The 8,341-nt window shown below is 75.2% G+C and carries 8 protein-coding genes; 6 read left to right on the forward strand and 2 right to left on the reverse strand.

Annotation, left to right across the window (positions count from 1 at the left end; translation table 11 throughout):
* Positions 1-20 precede the first annotated feature (20 nt).
* Positions 21-698: an MtrAB system response regulator MtrA gene (gene mtrA, locus AKI01S_RS30570; protein WP_067825520.1), complete on the reverse strand. Its 678-nt coding sequence runs from the start codon at positions 696-698 to the stop codon at positions 21-23.
* Between the two features lie 347 nt (positions 699-1,045).
* On the opposite strand from mtrA, the gene AKI01S_RS30575 reads away from it, so the two are divergent.
* Genes AKI01S_RS30575 through AKI01S_RS30595 form a run of 5 tightly spaced genes read left to right on the forward strand, consistent with a single transcriptional unit; the run spans position 1,046 to position 6,441 of the window.
* On the forward strand, positions 1,046-2,242 hold the full coding sequence (locus AKI01S_RS30575; RefSeq protein WP_067825521.1) for a hypothetical protein: 1,197 nt from the start codon (positions 1,046-1,048) through the stop codon (positions 2,240-2,242).
* Positions 2,239-2,991: a DUF4129 domain-containing protein gene (locus AKI01S_RS30580; protein ID WP_067825524.1), complete on the forward strand. Its 753-nt coding sequence runs from the start codon at positions 2,239-2,241 to the stop codon at positions 2,989-2,991. Before AKI01S_RS30575 ends, AKI01S_RS30580 begins: the two co-directional genes overlap by 4 nt.
* Positions 2,988-4,151 carry a DUF4350 domain-containing protein gene (locus AKI01S_RS30585; protein WP_245681843.1) on the forward strand — a complete coding sequence of 388 codons (1,164 nt, stop codon included), beginning with the start codon at positions 2,988-2,990 and terminating at the stop codon, positions 4,149-4,151. Before AKI01S_RS30580 ends, AKI01S_RS30585 begins: the two co-directional genes overlap by 4 nt.
* Positions 4,148-5,149, forward strand: coding sequence for an AAA family ATPase (locus AKI01S_RS30590; RefSeq protein WP_067825528.1), 1,002 nt, complete (start codon positions 4,148-4,150; stop codon positions 5,147-5,149). Before AKI01S_RS30585 ends, AKI01S_RS30590 begins: the two co-directional genes overlap by 4 nt.
* Positions 5,149-6,441 (forward strand): DUF58 domain-containing protein, encoded by a 1,293-nt coding sequence (locus AKI01S_RS30595; protein ID WP_067825530.1) that lies wholly within the window; start codon positions 5,149-5,151, stop codon positions 6,439-6,441. The genes AKI01S_RS30590 and AKI01S_RS30595 overlap by 1 nt, the downstream gene beginning before the upstream one ends.
* A gap of 22 nt (positions 6,442-6,463) precedes the next feature.
* Here AKI01S_RS30595 and AKI01S_RS30600 read toward each other — a convergent pair whose 3' ends face one another.
* Positions 6,464-7,459: a stage II sporulation protein M gene (locus AKI01S_RS30600; RefSeq protein ID WP_067825532.1), complete on the reverse strand. Its 996-nt coding sequence runs from the start codon at positions 7,457-7,459 to the stop codon at positions 6,464-6,466.
* Positions 7,460-7,559: 100 nt separating this feature from the next.
* Here AKI01S_RS30600 and AKI01S_RS30605 point away from each other — a divergent pair.
* Positions 7,560-8,341: RDD family protein (locus AKI01S_RS30605; protein WP_067825534.1), on the forward strand; the 782-nt coding region annotated here is incomplete at its 3' end.

Here is an 8,341-nt window from a genome sequence, read left to right on the forward strand (position 1 = left end):
GGCGCGGCGGGGCCGGCCGGTCAGGCCGGGCCGGCCTTGTAGCCGACGCCGCGCACCGTCACCACGATCTCGGGCCGCTCCGGGTCCTTCTCGATCTTGGCGCGGAGGCGCTGCACGTGCACGTTGACCAGGCGGGTGTCGGCGGCGTGCCGGTAACCCCACACCTGCTCCAGCAGCACCTCGCGGGTGAAGACCTGGCGCGGCTTGCGGGCCAGCGCCACCAGCAGGTCGAACTCCAGCGGGGTGAGCGGGATGTGCTTGTCGCCGCGCTTGACCGAGTGCCCGGCGACGTCGATGGTGATGTCGCCGATCTGCAGGGTCTCGGGGGCGGGCTCGTCGGTGCGGCGCAGCCGCGCGCGCACCCGCGCCACCAGCTCCTTGGGCTTGAACGGCTTGACGATGTAGTCGTCGGCGCCCGACTCCAGGCCGAGCACCACGTCCACGGTGTCGCTCTTGGCCGTCAGCATGACGATCGGGATGCCCGACTCCGACCGGATCTGGCGGCAGACGTCGATGCCGTCGGCGCCGGGCAGCATCAGGTCCAGCAGCACCAGGTCGGGCCGGGTCTCCCGGAACGCCTCCAGCGCCTTGTCTCCGTCGTGGACGAACGACGGCTCGAAACCCTCGCCCCTCAGCACGATGCCGAGCATCTCGGCGAGAGCGAGATCGTCGTCGACGACCAGTACACGTCCTCTCATGGCCCTCATCGCAAAGTCGGGGTCCGGTGGGGTTGGGAAAGCACTGAGGGCACGGAGGTGCCCGCGATTCCCGTGGTCGCGGTGTCGCCACCGCCCTCGGGGCCGGAACCCGGCCCCACCTCGCCAGGGAGAGATATGCCTCGGCACGCAAGGTTACCTGCGTTTGCCTTGTCCGTGACTCCCTCCGATACCCGGAAACCGTCCGCTGACCCTTCTTCGACCGCCGCGCACCCCGGATCGTAGACGGGGCCGGGGACATACTGCCGTGGGTTGCGCGGGACGGGAAGGGCGTTCCGTCCGGCGTCCGTGACAGGATGGCCCCACTTCGAGCACCGACGGGAGCGGGGATGTCCAGACCGAACGACGCGCCGCGGCTCGCGGGTCCGCCGCCGGGGTCGCCCGAGGGGGATGTCCCGTTCCGGCCGCTGTCGATGTCGGAGATGCTGGACGGCGCCATCGCCGGGATCCGCCGCGCGCCGCGCACCGTGCTCGGCGTGTCGGTCGCCGTCAGCGCCGTCATCCAGGTCGCCGGGACGGTGGCCGCCTACTACTTCGTCGGCGAGCAGGCCCGCGACGAGGTCACCCCGGGCGTGCTGCTGCGCTCGCTGGGGTCGCAGGTCTCGCTCGCGCTGATCGGGCTGGTGCTGTCGGCCTACGGGATCGTGCTGCTGTCGGGGCTGCTGGCCCCGGTGCTGGGACGGTCCCTGTTCGGGCTGCCGGCGGAGTCCTGGCAGGTGTGGCGGGACGCCCGGCCGCGGCTGGGGCGGCTCGCCGCCGTCGCCCTGGTGATCATGGGGGCGGCGCTGCTGGGGCTGCTGCTGCCGGTCACGCCGTTCCTGCTGCTGGTCGCGGCCGAGGCCCCGGTGCCGCTGTGCGTGCTGGCCGGGGTGCTCGGCTTCCCGGCCGGGATCGCGCTGATGGTGTGGCTGTACGTGCTGCTGGTGCTGGCCGCGCCCGCCGTGGTGCTGGAGCGCGAGTCGGTCGGCGGGGCGCTGGCGCGGGCCCGGCGGCTGTCGCGGGGCCGCTGGTGGCGCACCTGCGGCACGCTGCTGCTGGCCCTGCTGATCACCGTGTTCATGGGGTTCTTCGCGCTGCGCATCCCGTTCCTGGTGGCGCAGCTCGTGTTCTTCGGGACCGAGCCCGAGGGCGGCCGGGCGCTGGGAGCGCTGGCGCTGGACACGTTCGGGCGGATCGTGAGCTGGTCGGTGGTGCTGCCGTTCGACGCGGGCGTGATCGCGCTGCTCTACATGGACCGCCGGATGCGCCGCGAGGGCCTGGACCTGGACCTGCGCACCCGCCGCGACGCCCCGGCCGGGGACGCCCCGCACCATGATGATCCGCACCGTGACGGCCCGCACCGTGACGCCCCGGACGGGGACGCCCCGGGCGACGACGGTTTCTTCACCCTGTGGCGCCCCGCCTGGCCGAGCCCCCGCCCGGCCCCCGCACCGTTCCCCCCGCCCGCTCCCCACCCTCGACAGATGCCCCGAGAACCCCATGCGCAACACCAGTCGCACACGCCGTCGGGCGGAGGCGCGCCGTGATCCTTGAGCCCATCGGCCGGGACGAGGCGCGCGAGCTGGCCCGGCGGGAGCTGGAGAAGCCGATCTACCACCGGGACCGGCCGTCCTGGCTGGAGCGGGCCTGGGACCGGTTCGCCGACTGGCTGCGCGAGCTGTTCCAGCGCACCGCCGACCCGAACGCGCACGGCAACGGCGCGGGCTGGATCTCCTGGATCGTGATCATCCTGGTGCTGGTGGCGGCGGTGGCGCTGGTGGCGTGGGTCATGCGGGACCGGCGCAACGTGCGCTCCGACCGCGACCCGCTGCTGGAGGACGCCCCCTCCACCGCCCGCGACCACCGGGCCGAGGCCGACCGGCTGGCCGCCGCCGGGAGCTGGCCCGAGGCGATCCGCGAACGGCTCCGCGCCCTGGCCCGCGACCTGGAGGAGCGCGCCGTGCTGGCGCCGCGCCCCGGCCGCACCGCCGACGAGCTGGCGGCCGAGGCGGGCGCGGCGCTGCCGGAGCTGGCGGACGAGCTGCGCGCGGGCGTGCGGATCTTCGACGACGTCTGGTACGGCGACCGGCCCGGCAGCGCCGAGGCGTACGCGCGGGTCAAGGCGCTGGACGAACGGGTCACCGCAGCCAGGCCCAAGGTCACCACGGGATCCGGGGACGCCGCGGACTCCACGGACTCCACGGACTCCTCGGACGCCGCCGCGCCCGTCCCGGCCGGGGCCTGGGTGGTGCCGGACCGGCCGGGTGACGACACCGACGGGGGGCTCCGGTGGTGATCTCCGAGACGACCGCGCGGCAGGTCGCCGGGCGCCGGTGGCGGTCCTCGCGGGGCGTGCTGCTGGTCGTGCTGGCGCTGGCGGCCCTGGCGCTGGCGCTGGCGGCGCTGCGGCCCGGCGGGACCGCGCAGGACCTCGACCCGACCTCGCCGTCGGACGGCGGCACGCGGGCGCTGGCCGAGATCCTCAAGCAGCGCGGCGTCCGGCTGGACGTGGCGCGGCGGGCCGGGGACGCCGCCGCCCGCGCGACCCCGGGCGGCACGCTGGTGGTGACCCGCACCGACCGCCTCACCCCCACCGACCTGGGAACCCTCCAGGAGACCACCGCGAACCTGGTGCTGGTCACGCCCGACCGCCACGCGCTGGAGTCGCTGGCGCCGGGCGTGCGGCGCGCCGAGCCGTCGTTCGAGGAGACCGACGTCCCCGGCTGCGCGCTGCCCGCCGCCGTCGCCGCCGGGCGGGTGGAGTTCGGGCAGGCCCAGACCTACGAGGTCCCCTCCGGCGCGACCCGCTGCTACGTCGGGGACCGCTTCCCCCGGCTGGTGGAGATCGCCGACGGCGGGCGGACGGTGACCGTGCTGGGCTCGGCGGCCCCGCTGGTCAACCGGTCGCTCGCCGAGGAGGGCAACGCGGCGCTGGCGATGAACCTGGTCGGCGCCCGCCCGCACGTGGTGTGGCTGATCCCCGATCTGCCCGAGCCGGGCGCGGAGGGCGGCGAGCGGTCGCTGGGCGACCTGCTGCCGTTCGGGGTGAAGCTGTTCTTCCTGGAACTGATCGTCGCGGTGGCGCTGGCCGCGCTGTGGCGGTCGCGGCGGCTCGGCCCGGTGGTGGCCGAGGCGCTGCCGGTGGTGGTGCGGTCCGCCGAGACCGTGGAGGGCCGCTCCCGGCTGTACCGGGCGCACCGGGCCCGCGACCGCGCCGCCGAGGCGCTGCGCGCCGGGGCCCGGGAGCGCCTGGTGGCGCTGCTGGGGCTGCCGCGCGGGGCCGCCGCCGACCCGGAGGCGGCGCCGCAGATCGTCGCGGCGGTCGCCGCCCGCACCGGACGCGACGAGCCGTTCGTCGGCGAGGCGCTGTACGGTCCCGAGCCCGTCGACGACGCCGCGCTGGTCCGGCTCACCGATCTTCTCGACGACCTGGAAAGGCAGGTACGACAGTCTTGAACCAACCTGTGGACCTGGACAAGGACGCCGCCGGGCACGACACCCCGGCCGCGGCCGACGGCGCGCGGGCGGCGCTGACCGCGCTGCGCGGCGAGGTCGCCAAGACGGTCGTCGGCCAGGACGCGGTGGTGACCGGGCTGGTCATCGCGTTGCTGTGCCGGGGGCACGTGCTGCTGGAGGGGGTGCCGGGCACCGCCAAGACGCTGCTGGTCAAGACGTTGTCGCGGGCGCTGGACCTGGACTTCAAGCGGGTGCAGTTCACCCCGGACCTGATGCCCGGCGACGTGACCGGATCGCTGATCTACGACAACCGGACCGCGGAGTTCGAGTTCCGCGAGGGCCCGGTGTTCACGAACCTGCTGCTCGCCGACGAGATCAACCGGACGCCGCCCAAGACGCAGGCGTCGCTGCTGGAGGCGATGGAGGAGCGGCAGGTGTCGGTGGAGGGCGCGGCGCGCGCCCTGCCGAACCCGTTCGTGGTGTGCGCGACGCAGAACCCCGTCGAGTACGAGGGGACCTACCCGCTGCCGGAGGCGCAGCTCGACCGGTTCCTGGTGAAGCTGACGGTGCCCGTCCCCACGCGGGACGAGGAGATCGCGATGCTCCAGCGGCACGCGGCCGGGTTCGACCCGCGCGACCTGTCGCAGGTGCGGCCGGTCGCGGGCGCGGCGGACCTGGCGGCGGGGCAGGCGGCGGTGCGGACCGTCCACCTGGACCCGAAGGTCGCCGCGTACGTGGTGGACCTGTGCCGGGCGACGCGGCAGTCGCCGTCGCTGGCGCTGGGGGTGTCGCCGCGCGGCGCGACGGCGCTGCTGGCGACGTCGCGGGCGTGGGCGTGGCTGTCCGGGCGCGACTACGTGACCCCGGACGACGTGAAGGCGCTGGCGCGGCCGACGCTGCGGCACCGGGTGCAGCTCAAGCCCGAGGCCGAGCTGGAGGGCGCGACCGCCGACGGTGTGCTGGAGGGCATCCTCGCCCACGTCCCCGCGCCCCGCTGATGGCGCTGACGGGACGGCTGGGACTGCTGGCGGGGCTGGGCGCGCTGCTGCCGCTGGTGCTGCCGAGCTGGTGGACGCTGCTGGCGTTCTGGGGCGCGCTGCTGGCCGGGGTGGCCGCCGACCTGGCGCTGGCCGGGAACGTGCGGGCGCTCGCCTACCACCGGTCGGGCGACACGAACGTGCGGCTGGGCGAGCGCGCCGCCGTCACGCTCACCGTGGAGAACCGGGGGCGGCGGCGCGTGAAGGCCGTGCTGCGCGACGTGTGGCCGCCCAGCGCCGGGGCGTCGCCGCGCACGACGCGGATCGACGTCCCGGCCGGGGAGGCGCGGCGCGTGGAGACCGCGCTGGCGCCGACGCGGCGCGGCGACCGGGAGGCCGTGGGCGTCGTGGTGCGGTCGGTGGGACCGCTCGGGCTGGCGGCGCGGCAGCTTTCGCGGCCCGCGCCCTGGCGGGTGCGGGTGCTGCCCGCGTTCCCCTCGCGCCGCCACCTGTCGGGCAAGCTGGCCAAGCTGCGCGAGCTGACCGGGGCGCACGTGGCGCTGATCCGGGGGCAGGGCACCGAGTTCGACTCGCTGCGCGAGTACGTGGACGGCGACGACGTCCGGTCGATCGACTGGCGGGCCACGGCGCGGCGGCGCGACGTGGTGGTGCGGACCTGGCGGCCCGAGCGCGACCGCCGCATCTACCTGGTGCTGGACACCGGCCGGACCTCGGCCGGGCGGGTCGGGGACATCCCCCGGCTGGACTGCTCGATGGACGCGGCGCTGCTGCTGGGCGCGCTGGCGTCGCGCGCCGGGGACCGGGTGGACCTGCTGGCCTACGACCGGCGGGTGCGGGCGCGGGTGGAGGGCGCCTCGCGGACCGACCTGCTGCCGTCGATGGTGCAGGCCATGGCGCCGCTGGAGCCGGAGCTGATCGAGAGCGACGCGGCCGGGATGGTGTCGGCGCTGCTGTCGCGGGTGCGGCAACGGTGCCTGGTGGTGCTGCTGACCGAGCTGAACCCGGCGGCGATCGAGGAGGGGCTGCTGCCGCTGCTGCCGCAGCTCACCGCCCGGCACCTGGTGATGGTCGCGGCCGTGGCCGACCCCCGGGTGGGCGAGATGGCCGGGGCGCGCGGGGACCTGGCGGCCGTGTACGACGCCGCGGCCGCCGAGCGGGCCCGCGCGGACCGGCGGCGGCTGACGGCCGAGCTGCGGTCGTTCGGCGTGGAGGTCGTGGACGCGCCGCCGGACGAGATCGCTCCCGCGCTGGCCGACGCCTATCTGGCGCTCAAGGCGGCCGGGAGGCTGTGACCGCCGCCCCCGCCGGCGGGGCTCAGCCGCTGGTGGGGGCCAGGTCGGGGCGGATCTCGGCGTCGCCGGTCTCGCCCTGGCGCACCGCCCGCCGCCCCAGCACGATCACGTAGGCGAGGAACGCGACCTCGGCCACCACGCCGATCCCGATCCGCAGCCAGGTGGTGTGGACCCAGCCGGTCACGAACCCCTCGATCAGCCCGGACACCAGCAGCACCGCGACCAGTCCGAGCGCGACGCTCATCGCGGCCCGGCCCTCCTCGGCGAGCGCCTGGCCGCGGCGGCGCGGGCCGGGGTCGATCACCGTCCAGCCGAGCTTCAGCCCGGCGGCGACGGCCAGGTACACGGCGGTCAGCTCCAGCAGGCCGTGCGGCAGGATCAGGCCGAAGAACACGTCGCCCTTGTCGTGGGCGAACATCAGGCCGCCGACGACGCCCAGGTTGAGCTGGTTCTGCACGAGGACGTAGACCGCCGGGACGCCGAGCAGGATGCCGAAGATCAGCGCCTGCGCGGACACCCACGCGTTGTTGATCCACACCTGGAACGCGAACGACGCCGCCGAGTGCTCGGTGTAGTAGTTGGCGAAGTCGCGTTCGACCAGCTCGCGGGCCTGGTACGGGGTGACGATCGCGGCCTGCACCTCGGGGTTGCGGGCCACCCAGATCCCGAGCGCCAGGGCGAGCAGGTTGCCGAGCAGGGCGTTGCCGAGCCACCACCAGCGCAGCCGGTAGGCCACCGCCGGGAACGAGACCGTGGCCAGCCGCGACACGTCCCGCCACAGCGGCGCCCGCGCCCCGGCGACCGCCGCCCGGCCCCGCGCCACCAGCGACGACAGCCGCGCCACCAGCATCGGGTCGGGTGAGGAGGAGCGCACCACCGACAGGTGGGTGGCGGTGCGCTGGTACAGCTCGACCAGTTCGTCGATCTCCGCTCCGGACAGTCTCCGGCCGGAGTTGATCAGCTGCTCCAGCCGGACCCACTCGGCGTTGTGCGCTGCCACGTAAGCGTCGACGTCCACCCGGGGAGACTATCCCGGAACGCGCCGGGGCCGCGGTTCACCCCTGATCACCACACCGCGCGCGTTCCGGGCAGAATGGACCTCCAACCGAAGGAGGGTCATGGCCGAACTCGTCACCGGCGAGGCCGTCGCGCTCGACATCCGGGTGGCGCGCCTGGCCAGCCGGGGGTGCGCCCTCCTGCTCGATCTGATCTTCCAGCTCGCGGTGCTCAACTTCGCGGTCTACGTCGTGGCGATGACGTCGCTGGTCGCCGACGAGGCGTGGACGGTCGGCCTGGTCATCCTCACCAGCGTGCTGGTGCTGGTGGGGTACCCGTGCGCGTTCGAGACGCTGTCGCGGGGCCGGTCGCTGGGCAAGATGGCGGTCGGGCTGCGGGTGGTCTCCGACGACGGCGGTCCGATCCGGTTCCGGCAGGCGCTGGTGCGGGCGCTGGCCGGGGTGGTCGAGTTCTGGATGCTGTACGGGGCCCCGGCGCTGCTGACCTCGCTGGGGAGCCGGCGCGGCAAGCGGCTGGGCGACCTGTTCGCCGGGACGATCGTCATCCAGGAGCGCGTGCCGACCTCGGGGATGTTCGGCCCGGTCGCGGTGATGCCGCCGCAGCTCGCGTGGTGGGCCCAGAGGCTGGAGCTGTCGCAGGTGTCGGACGAGCTGGCGATGGCCGCCCGGCAGTACCTGTCGCGGTTCTGGGAGCTGCTGCCGGAGGTCCGCGACGATCTCGGGCAGCGGATCGCCGACCAGGTCACCGCCGTGGTCAGCCCGCCCCCGCCGCCGGGTGTGCGGCCGGAGGTGCTGCTGTCGGCGGTGCTGGCCGAACGCCGCATGCGCGAGGAGCGCCGCCTGGCCGAACGCCGCGCCGCCCGCCGGCGCCGGCTGGGCCTGCC

Source organism: Actinomadura kijaniata NBRC 14229, assembly GCF_001552175.1.
GTDB lineage: Bacteria > Actinomycetota > Actinomycetes > Streptosporangiales > Streptosporangiaceae > Spirillospora > Spirillospora kijaniata.